This window comes from Massilia sp. KIM, from assembly GCF_002007115.1.
Taxonomy (GTDB): domain Bacteria; phylum Pseudomonadota; class Gammaproteobacteria; order Burkholderiales; family Burkholderiaceae_D; genus Telluria.
Genome location: NZ_MVAD01000003.1, coordinates 198,305 through 222,329 on the forward strand (window position 1 = coordinate 198,305; position 24,025 = coordinate 222,329).

A 24,025-nucleotide genomic window follows, 5' to 3' on the forward strand; every position below is an offset into this window, starting at 1 on the left:
GACCGTCCACCTCACGGACGTCACGAGCGTCCTTCTGCTATGAACACTCCTGATCAATCGCCGCTTGGCAAAACCTCCGCCTACCAGAGCCAGTACGCCCCCGAACTGCTGTTTCCGATCCCGCGCCAGCAAAAGCGCGACGAGCTCGGCCTCTCGGGCACCCTGCCCTTCTTCGGGGTCGACATCTGGAACGCCTACGAACTGTCGTGGCTGAACATGCGCGGCAAGCCGCAGGTCGCGATCGCGACCGTGAGCGCGCCGGCCGACTCGCCCAACATCGTCGAGTCCAAGTCCTTCAAGCTCTACCTGAATTCCTTCAACCAGACCCGCCTGGCCAATACCGACGCCCTGCTGGCCCTGCTGCGCGAAGACCTGTCGAACGCCTTCGGCGCGCCGGTCCACGTGGCGCTCACCACGCCGGACAACTTCGGCAGCCTGAAAATGGGCGAACTGGACGGCGTGCTGCTGGACCGCCTGGACGTCGAGATCGACAACTACCAGCCTTCGCCCCAGCTCCTGAGCGCCAACCAGGACGAAGCGCCGGTCGAGGAGACCCTGGTGTCGCACCTGCTGAAATCGAACTGCCTGGTCACCGGCCAGCCGGACTGGGGTTCGGTGCAGATCCAGTACGCGGGGCCGCAGATCGACCAGGAAGGCTTGCTGAAATACCTGATCGGCTTCCGCGAGCACAACGAATTCCACGAGCAATGTGTGGAGCGCATCTTCATGGACGTGCTGCGCCAGTGCAAGCCGAGCAAGCTGGCGGTCTACGCCCGCTATACCCGGCGCGGCGGCCTGGACATCAATCCCTGGCGCGCCAACTTCAGCACCGGGCGCCCGCTCAACCTGCGCACTGCGCGCCAGTAAGCGTCGTGGCCCGGAGGGGTTGTACGATTTTGACCACAACGCTTGTGTTTTAACGCTTGAGTTGCGCCAAAAGGCCGCCATATACCTCGTAATGATTTTTTTGACAGGACGCGATCAAAAGTCGGCGAAAGGCGCGAAAGCCTCGCGCTTCGGCGGCTCGGCGGCCTGATTTCGTTGAGGAAATTGCGTAGCTAAATAGCTGAGAAACAAGAGGTGAATCGGGCCAGGCAGCGGGCGGAACAGCGCCCTGTCGACACCCGGTTTATACAGACGCGAAATCGAATGTCACCGCCCTCAAACAGGCCTATAATTCGTGCTCGCAAGCACTCCACTTGTGCACCGCACCATACGTCATGACGAACCTTAGCAAAATCCTCTCGCTCGAGAACGTGCAGCTCGACCTGGAAGTCTCGAGCAAGAAGCGCGCTTTCGAGCAGGCCGGTCTTATCTTCGAAAACAATTGCGGCATCGCCCGTTCCACCGTGTCGGACAACCTGTTCGCGCGCGAGCGCCTCGGGTCAACCGGCCTGGGCCACGGCGTGGCCGTGCCGCACGGGCGCATCAAGGGCAGCAAGAGCCTGAAGTCGCCGCTGGCGGCCTTCGTCCGCCTGAAGGAGCCGATTCCCTTCGAATCGCCCGACGGCCAGCCGGTCAGCCTGCTGTTCTTCCTCCTGATCCCGGACCACGTGACCCAGCAGCACCTGGAGATCCTGTCCGAGATCGCCGAGCTGTTCTCGGACGAGGCGGTGCGCACCGCGCTGGCCAGCGACCCCGATCCGAAGTCGGTCCACGAGCGCATCATCAACTGGCAACCTAGCCTGCAAGCCCTGGGCTAAGTTAAACTGTTCCGCACGGCAAATCCCGCCGTGCCTCCCCGACGATGCCCATGCTGCAATCACCGCTGACCATCCAACGGCTGTACGACGACAATCGCGACAGCCTGCAACTCGGCTGGTTCGCGGGCTTTCCCGGCGGCGAGCGCCAGATCGCCGGCGACGCCGCCTCCGCCGCCGACCAGGTCGGCCACCTGAACCTGATCCACCCGGGCCGCATCCAGGTCTTCGGGCACCAGGAACTGAACTACTACCACCGTCTCAAGGCCAATTCGCGCAGCCACGTGATCGGCGAACTGATCGGGGGCGGTCCGCCGGCCCTGATCATCGCCCAGGGTCTGGAGACGCCGCCCGACATCCTGGCCATCTGCGACGAGCAGAACATTCCGCTGTTCTCGACCCCGCTGCCGGCGGCCCAGGTGATCGACTTCCTGCGCGTCTACCTGTCCAAGAAGCTGGCCCAGCGCGTGATCATGCACGGCGTGTTCATGGACGTGCTGGGCGTGGGCGTCCTGATCACCGGCGACTCGGGCCTGGGCAAGAGCGAGCTGGGCCTGGAACTGATCTCGCGCTCGCACGGCCTGGTGGCCGACGACGCGGTCGAATTCTCGCGCATCGCGCCCAACATGATCGAGGGCCGCTGTCCGCCGCTGCTGCAGAACCTGCTGGAAGTGCGCGGCCTGGGCCTGCTGGACATCAAGGCGATCTTCGGCGAGACCGCGGTGCGGCGCAAGATGCGCCTGAAGCTGATCGTCCACCTGGTCAAGCGCGGCGCCATGGACGAGGAGGTCGAGCGCCTGCCCTTCCACTTCCCGACCGAGGACGTGCTGGGCCTGCCGATCCGCAAGGTCGTGATCCCGGTGGCGGCCGGCCGCAACATCGCGGTGCTGCTGGAAGCCGCGGTGCGCAATACCATCCTCCAGTTGCGCGGCATCGATACCCTGCAGGAGTTCATGGAGCGCCAGCGCCAGGCCATGAGCGGCGACTGAACCGCAAATGCGCCGCAGTTGAGCCGCAGTTGAGCCGCAATTGTGCCGCAAATGCGCCGCACCTGAGCCTTAACCGGCCCGCCGAGCCTGGGGTTTTGGCCTCCCCCTGAGGACAGAAATGCGGCGCTGCGGTATCATCGCCGCATCATGCACATCGTCCTCATTACCGGTATTTCTGGTTCGGGCAAGTCGGTTGCCCTGAACGTCCTGGAAGACGCGGGCTACTACTGCGTCGACAACCTCCCTCCCGCCCTGCTGCCGGCCCTGGTGGCGATGGTGAACGAGTCCGGCACCGGCAAGATCGCGGTGGCGGTCGACGCCCGCAGCGCCGAGTCGCTGGTGGAGCTGCCGGTGAGCGTGCGCCGGCTGCGCGAGGAAGGCCACTCTGTGAAGGTGATGTTCCTGACCGCGAGCACGCACTCGCTGGTGGCGCGTTTCTCCGAGACCCGCCGCAGCCACCCGCTGTCGCACGAGCTGCGCCCGGGCGAGAACCCGGCCTCGCGCCGCACCCTGATCGAATGCATCGCCGAGGAGCGCGAGCGCCTGTCGGCGATCGAGAACCTGGGGCACGTGATCGACACCTCGGAACTCTCGGCCAACAAGCTGCGCGCCTGGATCAAGGAACTGGCCGAGGTGGCGCACGCGCCGCTGACCCTGTTCTTCGAGTCCTTCGCCTTCAAGGTGGGGGTGCCGCTGGACGCCGACTTCGTGTTCGACGTGCGGGCGATTCCGAATCCCTATTACGATCTGGCGCTGCGCCCGCTGACGGGCCGCGACGCGCCGGTGATCGCCTTTCTCGACGCCCAGCCGAGCGCGGCCGAGATGCTGGAGGACATCCGCAGCTTCGTGGAGAAGTGGCTGCCCTCGTTCAAGACCGACAACCGGAGTTATCTCACCGTGGCGGTGGGGTGCACCGGGGGGCAGCACCGCTCGGTGTACATGGCCGAAAGGCTGGGGGCGTATTTCGGCGCGACCGAGCGCGTGATCGTGAGGCATCGGGAGCAGCCGAAGAACCTGACGGCTTGAGGTGACGGCGGCGCGGGGTTGCTGGTCGCTCTTCGCTGTTTGCTGTTCGCTCTTCGCTGTTTGCTGTTTGCTGTTCGCTCTTCGCTGAGTGTTGCTCGCTGTTCGCTGTTCGCTCTTCGCTGAGTGCTGCTCGTTGTTCGCGCCGCGACTGGCACTTGCGTGCATGCACGCCAGCCCCCCTTGCACCCGCAGCCCCAGCACGTCATTCCGGCGAAGGCCGGAATCCAATTCCTATGCGCAGTGACGGGCGTTTAACGCAGCGGGTCTGCACGCAAACTTGGATTCCGGCCTTCGCCGGAATGACGTGCTGAGGCTAGCGGCTGAAAGCTTGGGCTGCGGGTCAGTCCAGATGCCGCAAAGGATGCGCCCACTCCGGCCACACCGGCTCGAAGAAGCGCGCCACCATCTCCGCACTCACCTCCTCCAGCGTCGGCGGATTCCACTGCGGCGCATTGTCCTTGTCGATCACGAGCGCCCGCACGCCTTCCAGCACCTCGCCGTGCTCGAAATTACGCCGCACCACCGAGCGCTCCATGCGCAGGCAGTCCGCCACGTCGAGTTGCGCCCCGCGCGCCAGCAGCTCGCGCGTCACGCACATCATCAGGGGCGAACGCGAGCGCATCGCCTTGAGCGCCTTCTGCGCGAACGGATTCTCGTCCGCTTCAAGCGAGGCCATCACCGCCGCCACCGAATCCGACCCGAAGTGCCGGTCGATCGCCGCACGCTGCGCCTCCAGCTCGCTCGCCCCGGCTTGATCCGCGAACGGCGCGGCAAACGCACGTATCGCCGCCGGCAATTCCTCGCCCGCCGTCGCCTCGATCAAAGCATGCAGCTCGCCCAGCGCCGCGCCAGGCACGAACACGTCGGCCAGCCCCACGTAGAGCGCATCCGCCGCCCCGATGGTCAGCCCCGTCAAGCCGAGGTAATTGCCCAGCTGCCCAGGCGCATGCGACAGGAAGTGGCTGCCGCCCACGTCCGGGAACAGGCCGATGTTCACCTCCGGCATCGCCATCCTGGTGCGCTCGGTGACGATGCGCAGCCCGCAACCGGGCCCGCCCTGGGCGATGCCCATGCCGCCGCCCATCACCACGCCGTCCATGATGGCGATGTAGGGCTTGGGATAGAAGTGGATCAGGTGGTTGAGCGCGTATTCCTCGGTGAAGAAGTCTTCCAGCAGCGCGCTGCCGCCCTGGGGCGTGGCGTGGCCGACCTCGTGGAAGAAGCGGATGTCCCCGCCCGCGCACAAGGCCTTGTCGCTGCTGCTGGTGATGAGGACGGCCGCGACGCCGGCGTCGTCCTTCCAGGCGTTCAAGGCCGCGGTGAGCGCGCGCACCATCTCGAGCGAGAGCGAATTCAGCGCCTTGGGGCGGTCCAGGGTGATGATGCCGGTGCGATTGGCGACACGGGTGAGGACGTGGTCGGTCATGGCGTGTTCTGTGATTGAAAAGATAAGCATTTTACAGAACACGGATGCAAAAAGGGCGTCCCCTCAGACGCCCTTGCTAGTGGTGCCCTGCGGCCGATCAGGCTGCAGCGACGTCGCCGTTTTCCGGCAGGCGCTTCAGCGCCATGTGGTCATGACTGCGGAGCATTTGCTTGTGCTTCAGAACCTGGCGATCCAGCTTATCCATCAGGGTATCGATCGCGGCGTACAAGTCTTGCGCGACACTGGCCACGTGCAGGGTTTTCCCCGATACCTGTAGGTTGATTTCCGCTTTTTGCCTTTTTTCTTTCTCAGTGAGATTGTCGACGCAGAGGAAGACATGGGTGTCGATCACTTGATCGAAATGCCGAATGATGCGCTCGAGCTTATTCTGAACGTATTCACGGATAGCGGGGGTCACTTCGAGATGGTGTCCACTGATTGTGAGGTTCATACACACTCCTTTGAAGATGTCGCGCCGCCCAGGCACAAGGCAGGAGTGGGCAGCGCTGTTACAAGGCTTTGCGGAGGCTGACGGGAGGGATCTTGAGCGCTTCACGGTATTTCGCGACCGTCCTGCGCGCAATGACCATGCCTTGTTCCCCGAGCATCTCCGCGATCTTGCTGTCGGATAATGGATTCTTAGGGTCTTCTGCTCCTGTCAATTGCGCGATGAGCGCGCGGATCGCCGTCGAAGAGGCTTCTCCCCCCGCCTCGGTGGCGACATGGCTTCCGAAGAAGTATTTCAACTCAAACATGCCGTGCGGGGTCAGCATGTACTTCTGCGTTGTGACACGGGAAATTGTGCTCTCGTGTAGACCTAGTGTATCAGCTATCTCACGTAAAACAAGGGGCCGCATGGCAACCGCACCGTGCGAAAAGAAATTCTTCTGGCGCTCGACGATGGCCTCTGCCACACGGAGGATGGTGTCGAAACGCTGGCGCATGTTCTTGATGAGCCACTTGGCTTCCTGCAGCTGGGCGTTCATGCCTTCGCACTTCCCCTGCTTCATGAGCGAGGCGTACAGGCTGTTCACGCGCAGGCGCGGCATCACGTCCGGATTGAGCAACACCGCCCAGCCGCTCTTGGCGCGCCGCACGATCACGTCCGGCACCACGTAGTCCGAGACGTTGGCCGCGAAGGCCGCGCCCGGATGCGGATTGCAGGCGCGCACCACGGCCTGCACCTCGCGCAGGTCCTCGTCGTCGCAGTCCAGCGCCTTCTTGAGCTTGCTGTATTCGCGCTGGGCGAACCAGCTCAGGTAGCCCTCGACGATCTTGAGGGCCAGGCGCCGCGTCACCAGGGGCACGCCGGGCATGCGGCGGATCTGCAGGGCCAGGCATTCGCCGGCGCTGCGCGCGCCCACGCCGATCGGGTCCAGGCTCTGCACCAGGGCCAGGGCGCAGCGCAGCTCGTCCATCTCGATCTCGAGTTCCTCCGGCAGGCGCGCGTGGATCTCGTCCAGCGGTTCTTCCAGGTAGCCGTTGTCGTCCAGGGCGTCGATCACCAGCTCGGCCAGCGCGCGGTCGCGCGCCGAGCAGCCGGTGGTGCGCACCTGTTCCATCAGGTGCTCGCGCAGGGTGACACTGCTGGCTTCCAGTTGCGGGCGGCCGTCCTCGTCGTCGCCGCCGCGTCCGCCGCCGCCTTCGCCCCAGTCGCCATCGTGCAGCTCGCGCTCGCCGCCCTCGGCGGCGCCGTCCGCGCCGTCGGCGTGCTCGGCCGGCGCGGCCTCGCCTTCCGCCGCGCCGGGCGTGGCGGCCGGCGCTTCGCCATTGGGCGGCGCGTTATTGATGGCGCCATCTGCCAGCAGGCGCACCGAGCGGTCGAGCGGATCGTCGAGGCGCTCCAGCATCGGATTATCGGACAGGATCTGCTCGATCTCCTGGTGCAGCTCGAGCGTGGACAACTGCAGCAGGCGGATCGACTGCTGCAGTTGCGGCGTCAGTGCAAGGTGCTGGGAAGTGCGTAGCTGCAGGGACTGTTTCATGTCTACATGCGGAAGTGTTCACCCAGGTAGACGCGGCGCACGGATTCATTGGCGATGATGTCGTCGGGCCGGCCCGAGGCCAGCACGGCGCCCTGGTTGATGATGTAGGCGCGGTCGCAGATGCCGAGCGTCTCGCGGACGTTGTGGTCGGTGATCAGGACACCGATCTTGCGCTCCTTCAGGAAGCGCACGATGCGCTGGATCTCGATCACGGCGATCGGATCGACGCCCGCGAAGGGCTCGTCCAGCAGCACGAAGCGGGGATTGGTGGCGAGCGCGCGCGCGATCTCGACGCGGCGCCGCTCGCCGCCCGACAGCGCCAGCGCCGGGCTCTCGCGCAGCTTCTCGATCTGCAGGTCGGCCAGCAGCGTGTCGAGGCGCTCGTTGATCTGCTCCTTGGTGAGCGGCTTGCCGTCCTGCTTCTGCAGCTCGAGCACGGCGCGGATGTTCTCCTCCACCGTCAGCTTGCGGAACACCGAGGCCTCCTGCGGCAGGTAGGACAAGCCCAGCACCGCGCGCCGGTGGATCGGCAGGCTCGAGATGTCGGTGCCGTTGATGTCGATGCTGCCGGCGTCCGAGGGCACCAGGCCGACGATCATGTAGAAGGAGGTGGTCTTGCCGGCGCCGTTCGGCCCCAGCAGCCCGACCACCTCGCCGCAGTCGACCTGCAGCGAGACGTCGCGCACCACCAGGCGCTTGCCGTAGGTTTTCTGCAGCCCCTTGACGATCAAGGTGCTGCCGCAGTCGCGGGCCTCCATCACTGCTTCCCTGCCGGGGCCGCGCCCTGCGTTGCGCCTTGTGCCGGGGCCGCGCGCTTGGGCGCCAGGATCAGGGTGCCGCGGCCGCCGCCGACCTTGCTCTCGCCGCTGGCGTCGTTGCGCACGGTGGCGACTTCCTTGCGGTTGTCGTAGGCGATGAAGGGCGCGGTGATCTCGTTGGTCACGCGCTGGCCTTCGAGCTCCTTGACGATCGCGTTCGAGAACAGCTTCACGACCTCGGTGCGCTCTTCGTATTCGATGCGCTGGGCCTGGCCGTCGACCCACAGGTCGGGGCCGCCGTCGCGCTTCTGGCGGAAGGTGGCGACCTTGCCCGGGTTCGCGGTCAGGGTCACGCTCATGTAGCCTTCCGGGGTTTCCTTCACCAGGGCGCGGTCGGACTTGAGCACCAGTGTGCCGCGGGTGACGACCACGTTGCCGGTCAGGATGCGGGTCTGGGTGACTTCGTCGACGTCGAGCGAGTCGAAGTTGATCACCGCCTGCTTGAGGGAATCGGCGCGCTCGGCCATGGCCGTGAGCGACACCAGGGAGAGGAATGCGACAGCGAGTAGTTTCTTCATATTGTGCTGGTCAGGAGTTGGCTGGCGCAGGCTCTATTGGCGCCCGCGCGGCGGATAGACGATCTGCCCGCGGCTGGCGATGTGCAGCTTCTGGGTGGCGTTGTTGGCCACCATGCCGATGCCCTTCACGCTGGAGGCGCCGAGCTGCATGTCGATCGGCTGGTCGGTCTTGATGATTTCTTCGTCCGGCAGCGCAGTGAGCTTCTCGGTGCGCACGCGCAGCGCGTCCGACTGCGGGGTGCGCGGACGCTGCAGGTCGACGTTGCCGAGCAGGTCGACGCGGTGCTCGCCGTGGAAGATCTGGGCCTTGTCGGCGGTGACCGTCATCGGCGGGCGGCCCGGCTCGACCCCGCGCATGACCGGCGCCTCGACGTGCGAGACGTCGCCTTCCGGGATGTGGGTCAGGCGCTTGCCCGACACCACGTAGCTGGGCTGGCCGTTGGCGGTCATGCGCACGAAGGAGAAGTTCTCGACGATGTAGTCCGGTTCGTTGGGCGGCCCGCCCGGACGCGCGTCCGGATCGCCCTCCTGCATCAGCTGCAGCAGCCAGAAGCTGCCGAAGGCGCAGAACACGCCGGTCAGCATGATGGTCAGGAGTTTCCAGCGGTGCGCGGTGCGCTTGTTGGAGGTGACGTAGGGGGCCATGGCGCGGACCTCGTCAGGCGAAGTAAGGCGCGAGCGCCTGTTCGTAGGTGCCCTGGGCGCGCATCACCAGGTCGCAGACTTCGCGCACCGCGCCCTTGCCGCCCGCGTTGCGGGTCACGTAGTGGGCGCGGTGCTGGACCTCGGGGTGGCCCGAGGGCACGGTGACGGCGAAGCCGACGCGCGTGAACAGCGGCAGGTCGATCACGTCGTCGCCGATGTAGCCGCATTCCTCCGCGCTCACGCCGGTGGCCTGGAGCAGCTCGGCGAAGCCGACGCGCTTGTCGTGGATGCCCTGGTAGACGTGGGAGATGCCGAGGTCGGCCGCGCGCTTGACCACGATGGGCGAATTGCGCGCGCTGATGATGGCGGTCTTGACGCCGGTCTTGTTGAGCAGCTGGATGCCGAGGCCGTCGAGCACGTTGAAGGTCTTAGTGACTTCGCCGTCCGGGCCGTAGGTCAGGCTGCCGTCGGTGAGCACGCCGTCGACGTCGAAGATCATGACCTTGACGCGGGACGCGCGTTCCATGTGTGCGAGGGGCAGCATCAGATCACCTTGGCGCGCGTGAGGTCGTGGATATGGAGGGCGCCGACCAGGCGGTCCTCGTGGTCCACCACCAGCATCTGGTTGATGCGGAATTCCTCCATCACGGCGACGGCGTCCACGGCCAGCTGCTCGGGATGGATGCGGCGCGGGTTGGCGTGCATGACGTCGCGGATGGTCAGCCTGGTGAAGTCCTGGACGCGCTCGATCAGGCGGCGCAGGTCGCCGTCGGTGAACACGCCGATCGGGCGGTTGTCGGGGTCGACCACGGCGGTCATGCCCATGCCCTTCTGGGTGATCTCGAGCAGGGCGCGGGTCAGCGGCACATCCGGCGCCACCTTGGGCACCGCCTCGCCGCTGCGCATCACGTCGCGCACGTGGGTCAGCAGGCGACGGCCGAGGGCGCCGCCCGGGTGCGAGAGCGCGAAGTCTTCCTCACGGAAGCCGCGCGCGTCGAGCAGGGCCACGGCCAGGGCGTCGCCCATGGCCAGGGTCACGGTGGTGCTGGTGGTGGGCGCCAGGTTCAGGGTGCAGGCCTCCTTGGCCACCGAGATGTCGAGGTGGACTTCGGCCAGCTGGGCCAGGCGCGACTGCGGCTTGCCGGTCATGGCGATCACCTGGGCGCCCATGCGCTTGACGGCCGGCAGGATGTCGAGCAGCTCGCTCGACTCGCCGGAATTCGAGATGGCGATGAAGACGTCGTTCGGGGTCACCATGCCCAGGTCGCCGTGGGCGGCCTCGCCCGGGTGGACGAACATGGCCGGGGTGCCGGTCGAGGCCAGGGTGGCGGCGATCTTGCGGCCGACGTGGCCGGACTTGCCCATGCCGGAGACCACGACCCGGCCCTGGCAGGCATAGATGCGCTCGGCGGCGCGCACGAAGCTGTCGTCGTCGCCCAGGCGCGCATGCAGGGCCCGGATCGCGTCGGCCTCGATGGCGAGGGTCTCGCGGCCCAGTTCGAGCACGCGGCGTGCCTGGCTCTCGTCGAAACTTTTCAGCATTGTTTTTTCATGGGTTACACTCATTCCGGAAGTATAAACGAATTGGGAAAGCAAAAAACTTGCCAGACGCAACAAACAACAACATGGGGTGGGCCGAAGACGATGCATTCGGGACTTGAACTCACCCTTCTCCTCCTCGGCTGCGCCGTCCTGGGCGTGGTCGCCTTCCGCATGCTGCACCTGCCGCCGATGCTCGGTTACCTGGCCGTCGGCGTCCTCATCGGCCCCCACGCCCTGGCCCTGGCTGACGACAGCCCGGCCACCCACGCGCTGGCCGAATTCGGCGTCGTGTTTTTGATGTTTTCCATCGGCCTGGAGTTCTCGCTGGCGCAGTTCAAGGCCATGCGCAAGATCGTGTTCGGGCTCGGTCTCGCGCAAGTCGTATTGACAATCGCGGCCGCGATGCTGTTCGGACAACTGGCTTCCTATTTCTCACCCAGCCTGCATATCAGCTGGCAGGCCGCCTTCGCGCTGGGCGGGGCGCTGGCCATGTCCTCGACCGCCATCGTAGTCAAGCTCCTGACCGAGCGCCTGGAACTGGAAAGCGAGCACGGGCGGCGCATCATCGGCATCCTGCTGTTCCAGGACCTGGCCGTGGTGCCGCTGCTGATCCTGATCCCTTCGCTGGCGCGCAACCCGGAAGACCTGCCGGCCACCCTGGGCCTGGCGGCGGTCAAGGCGGCCGCGGTGCTGGCCCTGCTGCTGTTCTTCGGCCAGAAGCTGATGCGGCGCTGGTTCACGGTGGTGGTCAAGCGCCGCTCGCAGGAACTGTTCATGCTCAACCTGCTGCTGGTGACCCTGGGTTCGGCCTGGATCACCGAGCAGGCCGGCCTGTCGCTGGCGCTGGGCGCCTTCGTGGCCGGCATGCTGATCTCGGAAACCCAGTACAAGCACCAGGTGGAGGAAGACATCAAGCCCTTCCGCGACGTGCTGCTGGGGCTGTTCTTCATCACCATCGGCATGCTGCTCAACCTCGAGCTGGTGCTGCGTCACTGGTGGCTGGTGCTCCTGCTGCTGGTGCTGCCGGTGCTGCTCAAGTTCGCCCTGATCGCCGGGCTGGCCAAGCTGTTCGGCGCCTCCGACGGGGTCTCGATGCGCACCGGGATCGCCCTGGCCCAGGCCGGCGAATTCGGCTTCGTGCTGCTCAACCTCGCCTCCGGCTCGAAGCTGATCGACCCTTTCCTGATGCAGCTGGTGCTGGCCTCGATGGTGCTGTCGATGCTGGTGGCGCCGCTCCTGATCGCCAACATGGACAAGATCGTGATGAAGTTCGCGTCCAACGAATGGATGATGCAGTCGCTGGCCCTGACCCAGCTCGCCACGCGCACCATGAAGACCCAGAAGCACGTGATCATCGCCGGCTTCGGGCGCAGCGGCCAGAGCCTGGCCACCCTGCTCAGCGAGGAAAAGCTGCAATGGTATGCGCTCGACCTCGACCCCGAGCGGGTCCAGGAGGCGCGCGCCGCCGGCGCCAACGTCTCCTACGGCGACGCGGCGCGGCGCGAATCCCTGATCGCGGCCGGCATCAACCGCGCCAGCGCGCTGGTGGTCACCTTCGCCGACACCCGCCTGGCGCTCAAGGTCCTGCACCTGGTGCACGAGCTGGCGCCGGAGCTGCCGGTGATCGTGCGCAGCCACGACGACAGCGACCTCGACACCCTCAAGGCGGCCGGCGCGACCGAGGTGGTGCCGGAGGCGCTGGAGAGCAGCCTGATGCTGGCCTCGCACGCCCTGGTGATGCTGGGCGTGCCGCTGCGGCGCGTGGTGCACCGGGTGCAGGCGGCGCGCGACGAGCGCTATGCGGCCCTGCGCGGCTGGTTCGTCGGGGCTAGCGACCTGGCCGACGACCCCGAGCACAGCCACGTGCGCCTGCATTCGGTCAGCCTGCGCGAAGGCGCGGCCGGGGTGGGCAAGGCATTGATCGAGCTTGGACTGGAGCAGGTCGGAGCCGAAGTGACCACCCTGCGGCGCGGCGGCCAGAATATCGACCCGGGGCTGGACACCGTGCTGCGCGAGGGCGACGTGGTGGTGGTGCGTGGCGACGGCGACGCCGTCGCGCGCGCGGAGGAAAGGCTGCTCTGAGGCCGGGAGTCTGCGCGGCAGACTGCTGGAGAGCCGGGTTCAGGCCAGGGTGACGACCTGGTTGCGCCCGCCCGCCTTGGCCTTGTACAGGGCCGAATCGGCGGTGGCCACCAGGTCCTGGGCCACGCCCTCGATCGCGTGGTCGCGCTCGAAGTCCGAAAGCGTGCTCACGCCGATCGACACCGTGACGTTCACCTGCTCGCCCGTGCCCAGGTCGACCGGCTCGGCCGCCACGCTGGCGCGGATGCGCTGGGCCACCATGGTGGCGGCTTCGAGGTCGGCATCGATCAGCAGCACCACGAATTCCTCGCCGCCGAAGCGCCCCAGGGCGTCGGACATGCGCAGCTCGGCCTTGATGCGGTTGGAGATTTCGCGGAGCACCTCGTCGCCGCTCTGGTGACCGTAGGTGTCGTTGACGCGCTTGAAATGGTCGATATCGATGTACATGCAGGACAGGCGGTAGCCCTGGCGGCGCGCGCGTGCGATCTCTTCCAGCAGGCGGCGGTCCATGTAGCGGCGGTTGTAGACGCCGGTGAGCGAATCGGTCAGCCCGATGTACTTCAGCATCTCGTTGCTGATCACGTTTTCCAGGCAGATCGCGATGATCGAGCCCATGTGCTCGACGAAGTCGGTGCCGAGGTTGGCCGTGAAGCGGTTGGGGTCGGTGCTGCCCAGGTTCAGGCTGCCGATCAGGCGGGTGTTGCGCAGCAGCGGCACCAGGGCCACGCTCTGCAGCCCGGCCGGCGGATGCGGGAAGGCGGCGCAGTGCTGGGACGGCGCGTAGGGACCGAGCAGCGGGCGCGGGCGCGGCTGCTCGAGGTCGAAGCCGAGCGCCACCGCGTGCTCGCAGAACAGCAGGTTGGGCAGCGCGTCGAAGTCCACGCCCAGCTTGTGCATCACGGTGTAGATGTCGGCGTCCTGGTCGACCAGCGACAGGGTCACGATGTCCAGCTCGGAAATCACGGGCAGCACGCGGAAGATCGTGCTCACCAGCTCGGGAAAGCTGCCGGCGCCGACGATCTGCAGGTCGAAGGCCTGGTGGCGGCACATGATCTCGTGATTGCGCTCCGCCTGTTCGAGCAGATACGCCATGCGCGCGCGCAGGGTCTCGTTCTCCGCCATCAGTTCACGCGTCAGCGCGTCCGGCTCGTGCATGGAAATTCCTTTCAGCAATAACCATAACATTACGCCATCTGCACAGGCTTGGAAACGAAAACCGCCCCCGGACCGGTCAATGACGGGCGAATACGCGACACTGTTGCGGGCTTGTCAACGGCCGCGCAGCAAGGGCTCAGAAGGCGATGCTGGCGTCCAGTTCCTGGCCGACGCGCAGGCGCAGGCCGGCGCCTTCGGTGAGGATGCAGTTCATGCCGACGCTGACCGCCCCTTCCAGGCGCGGGTTGGCGCGGTAGGTCTGGAGGATGTCGAGCGGGTCCGGGCCGGGGATGCCGGTGGCCTGGTCGATGGCGGGAATCGGGCAGCGCGCGCAGGGTTTCACCGGGCGCAGCACCACGCCTTCGCCCGCGAAGGATTCGACGAAATCCTCCTCGAAGGCCTCGATGCCCTCGACCACCAGGTTGGGGCGGAAGCGGTTCATCGGCAGCGCGGCGCGGCCGGCGGCCGCCAGTTTCGCATTGAGGTCGTCGAGCGAGGCCTGGCCGATCAGCAGGAAGGGATACCCGTCCGAGAAACGGGTTTCGGCGGCGACGCCGCCGGTCCACTTGGTGCTGGTGGGGCGCTGCACGTCCGGGCGGAAGCGCACCAGGCGGCAGGCGCCGCCCAGCACGTCGGCGAACCAGGCCGCGGCGGCGTCGCCGCAGTCGGCGGACGGCACGCTGTGATCCCAGATCTGCACCTGGAGCGTGGCGGCGGCGTCGTCGTGGGCCAGCGGCAGGCGCAGGGACGGCATGTTGGGGGCCTCGACCACCAGGGCGTCGCCCTCGATGCGCGGGACGACCAGGGCCATGCGCGGATACTCGCGCTGGGTCAGGAACAGGCCTTCGCGCGTGACCAGCATCCATTCGCGGTCGTGCACGCCCTCGGCCACCAGGCCGGACAGCGCGAGGGTGGCCTCCGGCAGGTCGATGCCGGCGCAGGATTTGATGGGATAGAGGGTGAGTGCGGAAACGGTGGCCATACGGGTAACGACAAGAACAATGGGGCTGGTTCGGGATTGCGGTTCCAGTATGGCAGCAAACGTCCTTTCCGACACGCCCCAGGGCCCGCACCGGGACTTCAGCGAGAGGCGGTCTGCGCTTTTTCCTCGCGTTCGCGCTGCAGGCGGGCTTCAAGATTGCGGCTGCTGGACGCCGCCAGCTTGCGGCAGCCCTCCGGATCGATGAAGGGATTGCTGTCGGCGGTCTTGGCCGCTGCCTTCCCGAACAGGTCGCTGAACGAGGGATGGGCGGCGATCAGCACGTCGCATTTGAGCTTGCCGATGCGCTCGATGCTCTTGCGAAAACGCGCGCTGATGTCCGGCCGCGCGCCGTCGCCGCTGTAGTAGAAGCCTTCGGCCGAGACCGGGGTGAGGCTGTCGGCATACACGACATCGACGCACTTGCCCTGCTCACAGGATTGCCAGGTCCAGCTGGTGCCGCCCGGCGTATGGCCCGGGGTGTAGACCACGTTCAGGCGCAGCGGGCCGACCGTCACGCTCTTGCCGTCGGCGATCTCCTTCACCTCGGCCACCTTCGGGATGGTGAAGCGTTCGTTCGGATCGTATTGGGGATCGTCGGCGCCCGGCGTGCCCTCGCGCAGCACCTGGGCCGCGGCCGGGCTGGCGACCACGGTGGCGCCGCTGGCGCGCTGCAGTTCGGCGATCGCGCCGGCGTGGTCGAAATGCGGGTGCGAGTTCAGGATGAACTTGATGTCCTGCATGCGAAAGCCGAGGGACTCGATGTTCTTGCGGATCAAGGGGGCCGACTGCGGCAGCGCGCCGTCGATCAGGACGTGGCCCTGGGGCCCGGTGACCAGCACCGCCGACAGGCCGGCCGTGCCCACGTACCAGGTGTTGCCGACGATGTTGAAGGGCGCGGCGGGACGGTTCCATTCCTCGCACATCGAGCAGCGCACTTCGTCCTGGGCGCCCGCGGTGGCGGCGCCGAGGGCCAGGGCGAACGAGGCCGAGAGTTGAGCAATTTTTTTCATGGATAGCCAAGCTTCGGATGAAAAAAAGGACCTGCAAGGTCCCCGCAATGCGGCGGCAAGCGCGCTGCGCCGCCCGCGCATTGTAACTGCTCCCTGCGGCGCCGGACATGGCCGGCGCCAAGCGAAGCGCTCAATGGCCGTGATGGCCCGCCCCGCCCTGGGCCTGGGTCTGGGCCGGCACGGTCAGCGCGACGCGTTCCTGCGCAATGATCTTGTGGGTGGGGTCGGCCAGCTCCAGCAGCACGCTGTGCTGGCCGGGCTCGAGGCCGACGATGATGATGGGATCGGCGCTGGTATGGGCCCAGCGCATCTTCTGGCCGTCGACCGACACGTGCAGGTGCCCGAGCCGGGGCGAGACCGCGGCGGCCTGCGGCCCGAACAGCGGGAGGATGCGCGCGTGCTCGACCCGGTACTGCAGGATCACGACGCCGCGCGCCAGCGCCTCGGGCACGGGCGGGTAGGCGGATAGGCTGGGCGCGGCCTCGGCAGCGAGCGGCAGGATGGCCGGCGCCGGGACGGCGGGCTCGCCCTGGGCCCAGGCGAAGGCGCCGGCCAAGGCGAAGACGGTGGCGACGGCGAACTGCTTGACGGGCTGGGACATGGCGGACTCCATGGGAAGGTGTAGGGCCATTCTCGGCAGCCCATGTGTCCGGGATATGTCGGCGATGTGTCTGCGGTGTATCCAAGATCGGCGCATGCACGGCTGGGTCTCGCGGGGGAAACGCGACTGGGAGATAACCCGTCAATCGCGCTCGATCTTGATCACCACACGGGAGGGCTACTGCGAGATACGAGGGGAATCGGTGGCGCACACTATCATGAGGCAAAGATCCTAGCGACATATGGACTTGGCCCGAACCAGTTCCACCCGCAAACAAAGATTGAACTGGACATCACGCAGGGCGGGTTGAGAAAAGCGGGCATGCCTGCGAGTCGAGTTCGAAAGTTGCGGAAGCAGTCCAATAGTTTTTTAAAGAAGCTTACATCTGGGTGCTGAACATGTCGAAAAAATTAATCCTGTCGAAAGAGTGTATCGATGCTCGCCTCCCTCGGATTGGGGGTGGCGCACTACTTCCACAATCCGTCTGGCCAACAGCACCGGATGGGACTCAACTGACTTTGATCGCGTCAATACCCGCAAGCTTTCTGAACACACATGCAGACTTTAATCTTCCAGAAAATCAGTACCTGTCTGTGTTCTCTTATTATTCACCATCGGAGTATTTTCTGGACAACATCACATACCATGGGTCTGCGGAAGAACTTGAGTGGCTGAGAAAAGGATATACACGTGTCTTGATGCACTCCGACCAGGGATCAGCGCACGGAGCAATTACGATACCAGCTATCTGCATTGATATAGATAAATCAGAAAATGCCAATGCGGACAATTTCGGCGGATCGAAAGTCGCAGCTCCCCCAACCCTGCTTCAGAACAAAGCACTAGTATTAAAAGACGAGAAATTTGCTGTTCAATTCTATGCGGCTGACTTCCCAGAACCATTTAAAGGAATTTTTGGTTTATCTGATGCTGTCGGATACTTGTACATAGATGAGAACGCCCCACCCGGCGATGGTGCTAGCGATGCTGGAACCTTTTTCATACAGGTAACGTAAAAGAAGACCCCGTCGCGCACGTGTCCAGCGTCGCGACATGCTGGGCGTCGACACTGAGCGTGTTTGGCAGGCAAACATGCCAGTCTATGAGGCTGACCCGCCTGGGGGGCAGCGGCGGCGTGAAGAACCCGGCGTGGCCCGCTGTACGGTGGAGCGCTTGCTACGCGAGGCCGGACTGCCTGGTCATGCGCGGCAGGTCGTGCGCAAGTCACTCCGGCCTGCCCCGATGACAGCCGGGACGATTCAACCAGCTCAGCACATGCGTGAGTTACTGCATGCAACAGACAGAAACAAGAAAGCCCCCGATTTACGGGGGCTCTTGAAGATACCAGGCAGTTTTCGCAAGGTCTTGAAATTGCGTCGAATGGCTTGCTGTATCAGACGTTGAACAGGAAGTTCAGCACATCCCCATCCTTCACCACGTACTCCTTGCCCTCGGCGCGCATCTTGCCCGCCTCCTTCGCACCCTGCTCACCCTTGTAGGTGATGTAATCCTCGAACGAGATCGTCTGCGCACGAATGAAGCCACGCTCGAAGTCGGTGTGAATCACACCTGCCGCCTGCGGCGCGGTCGCACCGATCGGCACCGTCCAGGCGCGCACTTCCTTCACGCCGGCGGTGAAGTAGGTCTGCAGACCCAGCAGCTTGAAGCCCGCACGGATCAGGCGGTCCAGGCCCGGCTCGTCCATGCCCATGTCGGCCAGGAAGTCCGCCTTGTCGGCATCGTCCATCTCGGCGATTTCCGATTCGATCGCGGCGCAGATGGCCACGATCGGAGCGTTCTGCTTGTTGGCGAACTCAGTCAACTGGTCCAGCAGCGGATTGTTGGTGAAGCCGGTATCCGACACGTTGGCCACGTACATCGCCGGCTTGGCGGTGATCAGGCACAGCGGCTTGATCAACTCCATCTCTTCCTTGTCCAGGCCCAGGGTACGCACCGGCTGGCCTTCGTTCAGGTGCGGCATCAGGCGCTCGAGCAGGGCGACCAGCTTGGCCGCTTCCTTGTCGCCCGAACGCGCCTTCTTCTGCTCGCGATGGATGGTTTTCTCGACGGTACCCATGTCGGCCAGCGCCAGTTCGGTCTGGATGACTTCGATGTCGTCGATCGGGCTGACCTTGCCGGCCACGTGGATCACGTTCGGGTCTTCGAAGCAGCGCACCACGTTGACGATCGCATCGGTTTCGCGGATGTGCGACAGGAACTGGTTACCCAGGCCCTCGCCTTTCGACGCGCCGGCCACCAGGCCCGCGATGTCGACGAACTCGACGATCGCCTTGACCACGCGCTCCGGCTTGACGATCTCGGCCAGCTGGTCGATGCGCGGATCCGGCACCTCGACGACGCCCACGTTCGGTTCGATCGTGCAGAACGGGTAGTTTTCAGCCGGGATGCCGGCCTTGGTCAGCGCATTGAACAGGGTGGACTTACCGACGTTGGGCAAGCCGACGATGCCGCATTTGAGGCTCATGGGAATTCTTTCTCTGGATAGATGCAGGCGGCCACAAGGCTGCCCCTAAACCCCACATTGTAACCTCGGACGGTGTGGCTTGCCGAGAAAACCGGGCTTTCTGCCTGCCCAGCGAGGAAAGTGAGCGACAAAAACGTGCCCTTAGGAAACCCTTTCTGGCACGATGCGCCCGTCGCTCAGATCGGCTCGATACGCGACAGGTCCGGCCGCTCCACGAACTGCGCCAGCTCGTCGCGCAGGCGCTCGCCTTCCCCGATGGCGCGCTGCCAGGTGCGGATGCGCGCCTCATGGTCGAGGCCGTAGAAAGCGAAATCTTTGCGATCCGGCAGTTTCGCCCGCGGCAGGGTGCGCAGGAACTCATCCGAGGGCGCGATCATGAGCACGTTGTCGAGCCAGCCACGATTGGCCCCGCGCGCCGCGCGCCGCCACGGCAAGCCCTTGTCGAGCCAGCCCGGCACGATATGCGAGGTGAAGTGCGGGTAGAGCACGATGTCGCTGCGCCCCTCCCCGGCCGCGCGCGCATACGGCAGCGCGAGATGATAGTCGATGATGCCGCCATCCCAGTAATGCCCGGGCGGCACGGCCTCGATGCCGGTGACCGGTTTCATGATCAAGGGCAGCGTGCCCGAAGCCAGCAGGCCCGGCGCCAGGTTCTCGCGCGTCAGCGTCGAGAAATGGGTGGTGAAGCCGTCGAAACGCTCGCGCAGCCAGGGTGCGCTGGCGCGCCCGTCGCCGATCACCACGCGCTCCATCAGCCTGCCGAGCCAGTTGCGCGAGCCGATGTTGTGCAGCGCCGCCGAGGCGAAGCCGCGCAATTCCGCGTAGCGGTGGCCGGGCGCTTCCAGCGAGCGCCGGCCGCGCGAGGTGAGCAGGTGCAGCCGGTGCTGGGGATGGTTGACGATGTCGTCCTCGTGCCCGCGCACAAACTCGCCGAGCAGGCCCTGCACCACCTCGTCGATTTCCTGCTGGCTCGGCTTCTTGCTGGTATAGCGCTGGCCGGCGTACAGCTCGCCCAGGCGGGCGAAGGCCTTGGCCGGGTCCTTCTGGCAAGCGGCGGCCATGCGCCAGGCGCCGATCGAGGAACCGATCAGGATGCGCTCGCGCGGCGCCGTGGGCAGCCATTCGCCGAACATCCAGGCGTCCAGCGACTGGAAGATCAGGCCTTTGGGGCCGCCGGCCGCGGCCGGCACGACGGCGACATCCTGGGCGCGCAGGCCCTGGGCGCGGATACGGGCCAGCGCGAGCGGACCCGCGTGGAAGGTAAGTGACTTCATGCCCGAAATTATCGCAGGAAGCGCCAGCTTGCGCCCGCTCAAGGATTGCCTGTCGCCTGTGCGTAACATTGGCCGGTCGCGTGCCTGGAGAAACCCCATGCCGTCCAGCTCCCCTGCATTCCACCGGCTTCCGCTGTGCGTCCGGCAGTGCTTCCTGCTTTGGGTGCTGTTCTGCCTGGCGTCAGGCATGCAGCCGGCGGCCGCGCGCGACACCGGCACCGACCACGCCGTCGTCGTGGAGCGCTACGTGCAGCATTTCGTGGTCGAGCCTGACGGCAGCTACCTGCTCACCGTCGAACAGCGCAAGACCATCGTCGCGCGCGAAGCCCTGCACGAGCACGCGCAGTACTACATCGCCTACAACCAGTCGCTCGACGAGATCGTATCGGTCGACGCCCACACCGAGAAGGCGGACGGACGACGGCTGCCGGTGCAGCGGCACCAGATCCGCGACCAGCAGGAGGCCGCCAGCCTCGAGGCGCCGATGTTCCAGGACACGCGCCTCAAGATCGTGGTGTTTCCCGACGTCGCGCCCGGCGACCGGGTAGCGGTGCGCTACGTCCTGCGCCGCCATACGCCGCTCTTCCCCGGCCACTTCGAGGACCTGTCCTCCGCGCGCTTCTACCGCCATCGCGACTACCGCCTGATCTACGACATGCCGCCCGGGCTGACCCTGCACGCCGATGCAGTCGGCTTCGCGCCACTGCCGGCCCAGGGCCCGCCCGGCAAGACCCGCTACCAGTGGCGCTACGTGGACGGCGACAACGCCCGGCTGGAGGCCGATTCGGTCAGCTACCTCGACTACGGCAAGCGGCTGGCCGTCTCCACCTTCCCCGACTATGCGGCCTTCGCCCGCGCCTACCACGCGCGCGCGGCGATCAGGGCGACGCCCAACGCCAACATCGAGGCGCTGGCGGGCGCCATCACGCGCGGCCTGGCCGACCCGCGCACGCGCGCGCTCGCGCTCTCGGACTGGGTCCGGCGCAACATCCGCTATGTCGGCGTCTACCTCGGCCCCGGCGGCGTGGTGCCGCACTCGGCCACGAGCGTGCTGGTCAACCGCTATGGCGACTGCAAGGACCACGCCACCCTGCTGGAGGCTCTGCTGGCGGCCAGCGGCATCGAGGCCACCACGGCCCTGGTGAACAACGGCGACGCCTACAAGCTGCCCGCCGTGCCTACACTTGGGGTGCTGAACCACGCCATCGTCTACGTCCCGTCCTTGCAACTCTATCTCGACCCCACCGCCGAATCGGTGGCGGGTGGTTTCCTGCCGCCTTCCCTGCTGGGCAAGCCAGTGCTGCTGGCGGCCAGCGGCGAGTTCGCCATGACGCCGAGCTACCAGCCGGCGCGCAACCGCACCGCCACGCGCTTCGACATCCTGGCCGACGGCAGCAGCCGCTTCACGGTGAAGCGCACCAGCAGCGGCGCCTCGGCCGAGCCTTACCGGCGGGTAGTGCGCGCCACGCCCCAGGCCGAACGCGAGCGCTTCGTCGAGCGCATGCTGCAGGGGCTGGGCCAGCAAGGGGCGGGTGTGTTCGAGCCCGGCGACGCCGAGGGCACGGCGGACGACTACACGCTGTCCTTCTCGGGCAGTAGCGCGGGCTTCGTCCATTTTCCGGGGCCGGTGGGGCTGGCGACCACCTACAATTTCTGGGGCGGCCTGGGGGATGCGGTGTCCGGCTTCATCCGGGAGCCCGAGCGGGAACAGGACTTCGTCTGTCCTTCCATCGATGCCGAGGACGAGCTGAGTTTCAGGCTGCCGGCGCGGGCGCGCATCCTGGCCCTGCCCAGGCCGCTGGTGGTGGACGATGCAAATTTCGCCTACCGCTCGCGCTATGCGCGGCGCGGGGATACCGTGCTGGTGACGCGGCGGCTGCAGTTCAGGCATACGGCGGCGACCTGCACGCCGGAGGACTACCGGCGGTTTCGGCCGGCGCTGGAGAGGATGATGCGCGATCTGCGGGCGCAGGTGGTCATCCAGAAGAAGTGAATGTCGGGGGGTGCTGCGAAGCGCCGGATATCGGCAACGGTGGCGGCCCAAGCGCCAGATATCGGTAACGGTGGTGTCCCAAGCGCCCGGTATCGGCAACGGTGGCGTCCCGCGAGGCGACTCGAAGCCCCCAACTCGTCATTCCCGACACTGTCGGAAATGACTTCCGGCGTAGGCCGGAATCCAAGTTTGCCAGCCCGCCACGCACGCTTAACTTGGGCACCGGCCTTCGCCGGTGCGACGTTCTGGGGCTAACTAAGCAGGAGAACGATCTCAGCCCGTATGCAACTGCATCATCGCCACATCGAACTTCCCCTCGCACACCAGCGGGATGATGCGCAGGCTCTTGTCGATCGACTCCTCGATCAGGCTCTGCTCCTCGCGCCGCGGGCGATGCAGCACGAAGTCCGCCACCGCCTGCTGCAGGTTCAGGCTGCGCGGATGCCCGATCCCCAGCCGCAGGCGCCAGAAGTCCTGGGTCCCCAAGGCCGAGTTGATGTCCTTGAGCCCGTTGTGCCCGCCCGACGAGCCGCCCTTCTTGAGCTTGGCCACGCCCGGCAGCATGTCGAGCTCGTCATGCACGACCAGCACCTCGTCCGGATTGATCTTGTAGAAGCGCGCCAGCGCCCCCACCGACTGGCCGGAGCGGTTCATGTAGGTCAGCGGCTCCAGGAGCCAGACTTCGCTGCCGGCGATGCGGGTCTTGGCCACCATGGCGTTGAAGCGCGACTCACGCTGCAGGCGGCAGCCCGGCAGGCTGTTGGCGAGCTTGTCGACCAGCCAGAAGCCGGCGTTGTGACGGGTTTGTTCGTATTCGGGCCCCGGGTTGCCGAGACCGACGATCAGGCGGATGGACATGCTTTTTCGAATCGGGAAAACCCCGATTATCCCTGAAAAGACAACAAAAAACCCGCCGGGCACGGCCACGGCGGGTTGATTCCTGTGCCGCTTGCGCGGCGCGGGAGCTGCTTACTCGGCAGCGGCGTCAGCCGACTGCTGGCCAGCCGGCACCGAAGCGGTGGCGATGGTCAGGTTCTGGCCGTGGGTCAGCGCGGTCACGCCGGCCGGCAGGGTCAGGTCGTTGACGTGGATCGAGCCGCCAGCTTCCAGCTTGGCCAGGTCGACTTCGATGAACTCAGGCAGTTGACCCGGCAGGCAGGACACTTCCAGCTCGTTCAGCACGTGCGAGATGACTGCGCCACCCAGCTTGACGGCCGGCGAGATCTCAGCGTTGATGAAGTGCAGGGTGACCTTGGTGTGCAGGGCCTTCGATGCGTCGACGCGCTGGAAGTCAGCGTGCAGGACCATCTGCTTGTATGCGTGCATCTGGAAGTCGCGCAGCAGGACTTGCTGGCTCTTGCCGTCGATTTCCAGGTCCAGGATCGAACCGTGGAAGGCTTCTTTCTTGAGCGCGTGGAACAGGGCGTTGCCGTCCAGGGCGATCAGTTGCGGGGCGTCGGCGCCGCCATAGATGATGCCCGGGGTCTGGCCCGCGCGACGCAGGCGGCGGCTCGCTCCGGTCCCCTGCTCGGTACGGTTGAATGCGACTACTTTCATGTGTAACTCCAAAGATAAACGGGCCCGAATGCCGGATTCCTATCCAGCCCGGTAGCCCAGGTGGCGGCCACCCCCGCGACCAGGGGCAGCCAAACAATGAGCGCCGTACTGCGCACTCAAGAATTCCATATTGCGTTGCTTCCGGAACATCATCCCCGAACAGGCGGGGATCCCGGTTCCTGATACGTCAACGGCGCGTCGGCTTTTTAGCCAGACGCGCCGCGTAAAAACAGCAGG

At 65.8% G+C, this 24,025-nt stretch carries 23 protein-coding genes and 1 pseudogene; 8 read left to right on the forward strand and 16 right to left on the reverse strand.

Annotation, left to right across the window (positions count from 1 at the left end):
* Positions 1-39 precede the first annotated feature (39 nt).
* The 4 genes from queF (at position 40) to rapZ (ending at position 3,715) form a co-directional block, all read left to right on the forward strand.
* The gene (gene queF, locus B0920_RS21140) at positions 40-867 is read left to right on the forward strand and encodes an NADPH-dependent 7-cyano-7-deazaguanine reductase QueF (protein WP_078034667.1); all 828 of its coding nucleotides are present in this window, start codon (positions 40-42) and stop codon (positions 865-867) included.
* Positions 868-1,220: 353 nt separating this feature from the next.
* Positions 1,221-1,703 (forward strand): PTS sugar transporter subunit IIA, encoded by a 483-nt coding sequence (locus tag B0920_RS21145; RefSeq protein ID WP_078034668.1) that lies wholly within the window; start codon positions 1,221-1,223, stop codon positions 1,701-1,703.
* Positions 1,704-1,753: 50 nt separating this feature from the next.
* Positions 1,754-2,689 (forward strand): HPr(Ser) kinase/phosphatase, encoded by a 936-nt coding sequence (gene hprK, locus B0920_RS21150; RefSeq protein WP_078034669.1) that lies wholly within the window; start codon positions 1,754-1,756, stop codon positions 2,687-2,689.
* 147 nt (positions 2,690-2,836) lie between these two features.
* Positions 2,837-3,715, forward strand: a complete 879-nt coding sequence (rapZ, locus tag B0920_RS21155; protein ID WP_078034670.1) for an RNase adapter RapZ — start codon at positions 2,837-2,839, stop codon at positions 3,713-3,715.
* Positions 3,716-4,055: 340 nt separating this feature from the next.
* Here rapZ and B0920_RS21160 read toward each other — a convergent pair whose 3' ends face one another.
* The 8 genes from B0920_RS21160 to B0920_RS21195 form a co-directional block, all read right to left on the reverse strand.
* Positions 4,056-5,141, reverse strand: coding sequence for an enoyl-CoA hydratase/isomerase family protein (locus B0920_RS21160; protein ID WP_078034671.1), 1,086 nt, complete (start codon positions 5,139-5,141; stop codon positions 4,056-4,058).
* Between the two features lie 97 nt (positions 5,142-5,238).
* Positions 5,239-5,592, reverse strand: a complete 354-nt coding sequence (hpf, locus tag B0920_RS21165; RefSeq protein ID WP_078034672.1) for a ribosome hibernation-promoting factor, HPF/YfiA family — start codon at positions 5,590-5,592, stop codon at positions 5,239-5,241.
* A 58-nt stretch (positions 5,593-5,650) separates the two neighbouring features.
* Positions 5,651-7,126 (reverse strand): RNA polymerase factor sigma-54, encoded by a 1,476-nt coding sequence (locus tag B0920_RS21170; protein WP_078034673.1) that lies wholly within the window; start codon positions 7,124-7,126, stop codon positions 5,651-5,653.
* Positions 7,127-7,128: 2 nt separating this feature from the next.
* Positions 7,129-7,884, reverse strand: coding sequence for an LPS export ABC transporter ATP-binding protein (lptB, locus tag B0920_RS21175; protein WP_078034674.1), 756 nt, complete (start codon positions 7,882-7,884; stop codon positions 7,129-7,131).
* Entirely contained in the window at positions 7,884-8,462 is a 579-nt protein-coding gene (lptA, locus tag B0920_RS21180; RefSeq protein ID WP_078034675.1) for a lipopolysaccharide transport periplasmic protein LptA, read from the reverse strand. The genes lptB and lptA overlap by 1 nt, the downstream gene beginning before the upstream one ends.
* A gap of 33 nt (positions 8,463-8,495) precedes the next feature.
* On the reverse strand, positions 8,496-9,107 hold the full coding sequence (gene lptC / locus B0920_RS21185) for an LPS export ABC transporter periplasmic protein LptC (protein ID WP_078034676.1): 612 nt from the start codon (positions 9,105-9,107) through the stop codon (positions 8,496-8,498).
* Positions 9,108-9,120: 13 nt separating this feature from the next.
* Positions 9,121-9,651, reverse strand: coding sequence for an HAD family hydrolase (locus tag B0920_RS21190; protein WP_078034677.1), 531 nt, complete (start codon positions 9,649-9,651; stop codon positions 9,121-9,123).
* Positions 9,651-10,673, reverse strand: a complete 1,023-nt coding sequence (locus tag B0920_RS21195; RefSeq protein WP_078034678.1) for an SIS domain-containing protein — start codon at positions 10,671-10,673, stop codon at positions 9,651-9,653. Before B0920_RS21195 ends, B0920_RS21190 begins: the two co-directional genes overlap by 1 nt.
* Before the next feature lie 78 nt (positions 10,674-10,751).
* On the opposite strand from B0920_RS21195, the gene B0920_RS21200 reads away from it, so the two are divergent.
* The gene (locus tag B0920_RS21200) at positions 10,752-12,731 is read left to right on the forward strand and encodes a monovalent cation:proton antiporter-2 (CPA2) family protein (RefSeq protein ID WP_078034679.1); all 1,980 of its coding nucleotides are present in this window, start codon (positions 10,752-10,754) and stop codon (positions 12,729-12,731) included.
* A 39-nt stretch (positions 12,732-12,770) separates the two neighbouring features.
* Here the strand turns inward: B0920_RS21200 and B0920_RS21205 are convergent, their stop codons facing one another.
* From B0920_RS21205 to B0920_RS21220, 4 genes are all read right to left on the reverse strand, one after another.
* On the reverse strand, positions 12,771-13,886 hold the full coding sequence (locus tag B0920_RS21205) for a diguanylate cyclase (RefSeq protein WP_078034680.1): 1,116 nt from the start codon (positions 13,884-13,886) through the stop codon (positions 12,771-12,773).
* A 136-nt stretch (positions 13,887-14,022) separates the two neighbouring features.
* Positions 14,023-14,868, reverse strand: a complete 846-nt coding sequence (locus B0920_RS21210) for an MOSC domain-containing protein (protein WP_078034681.1) — start codon at positions 14,866-14,868, stop codon at positions 14,023-14,025.
* 98 nt (positions 14,869-14,966) lie between these two features.
* Complete coding sequence (bla, locus tag B0920_RS21215; protein ID WP_229455861.1) at positions 14,967-15,878, reverse strand: subclass B3 metallo-beta-lactamase; 912 nt, start codon at positions 15,876-15,878, stop codon at positions 14,967-14,969.
* A gap of 130 nt (positions 15,879-16,008) precedes the next feature.
* Positions 16,009-16,479, reverse strand: coding sequence for a DUF6130 family protein (locus tag B0920_RS21220; protein WP_218669401.1), 471 nt, complete (start codon positions 16,477-16,479; stop codon positions 16,009-16,011).
* A gap of 398 nt (positions 16,480-16,877) precedes the next feature.
* On the opposite strand from B0920_RS21220, the gene B0920_RS25790 reads away from it, so the two are divergent.
* Both B0920_RS25790 and B0920_RS26320 read left to right on the forward strand, forming a co-directional pair.
* Positions 16,878-17,495, forward strand: a complete 618-nt coding sequence (locus B0920_RS25790; RefSeq protein ID WP_143745868.1) for a DUF1963 domain-containing protein — start codon at positions 16,878-16,880, stop codon at positions 17,493-17,495.
* A pseudogene (locus tag B0920_RS26320) lies at positions 17,491-17,700 on the forward strand (IS3 family transposase); the annotation flags it as partial. The gene B0920_RS25790 and the pseudogene B0920_RS26320, both read left to right, overlap by 5 nt.
* Before the next feature lie 172 nt (positions 17,701-17,872).
* Here B0920_RS26320 and ychF read toward each other — a convergent pair.
* Positions 17,873-18,964, reverse strand: a complete 1,092-nt coding sequence (gene ychF / locus B0920_RS21225; protein ID WP_078034683.1) for a redox-regulated ATPase YchF — start codon at positions 18,962-18,964, stop codon at positions 17,873-17,875.
* A 176-nt stretch (positions 18,965-19,140) separates the two neighbouring features.
* Positions 19,141-20,238: a patatin-like phospholipase family protein gene (locus B0920_RS21230; protein ID WP_078034684.1), complete on the reverse strand. Its 1,098-nt coding sequence runs from the start codon at positions 20,236-20,238 to the stop codon at positions 19,141-19,143.
* 187 nt (positions 20,239-20,425) lie between these two features.
* Here B0920_RS21230 and B0920_RS21235 point away from each other — a divergent pair, with 187 nt between their 5' ends.
* Positions 20,426-22,231, forward strand: coding sequence for a DUF3857 and transglutaminase domain-containing protein (locus B0920_RS21235; RefSeq protein ID WP_143745869.1), 1,806 nt, complete (start codon positions 20,426-20,428; stop codon positions 22,229-22,231).
* Between the two features lie 273 nt (positions 22,232-22,504).
* On the opposite strand, the gene pth is transcribed toward B0920_RS21235, so the two are convergent.
* Both pth and B0920_RS21245 read right to left on the reverse strand, forming a co-directional pair.
* Positions 22,505-23,089 carry an aminoacyl-tRNA hydrolase gene (pth, locus tag B0920_RS21240; protein WP_078034686.1) on the reverse strand — a complete coding sequence of 195 codons (585 nt, stop codon included), beginning with the start codon at positions 23,087-23,089 and terminating at the stop codon, positions 22,505-22,507.
* Between the two features lie 111 nt (positions 23,090-23,200).
* On the reverse strand, positions 23,201-23,788 hold the full coding sequence (locus B0920_RS21245; RefSeq protein WP_078034687.1) for a 50S ribosomal protein L25/general stress protein Ctc: 588 nt from the start codon (positions 23,786-23,788) through the stop codon (positions 23,201-23,203).
* Positions 23,789-24,025: the final 237 nt, after the last annotated feature.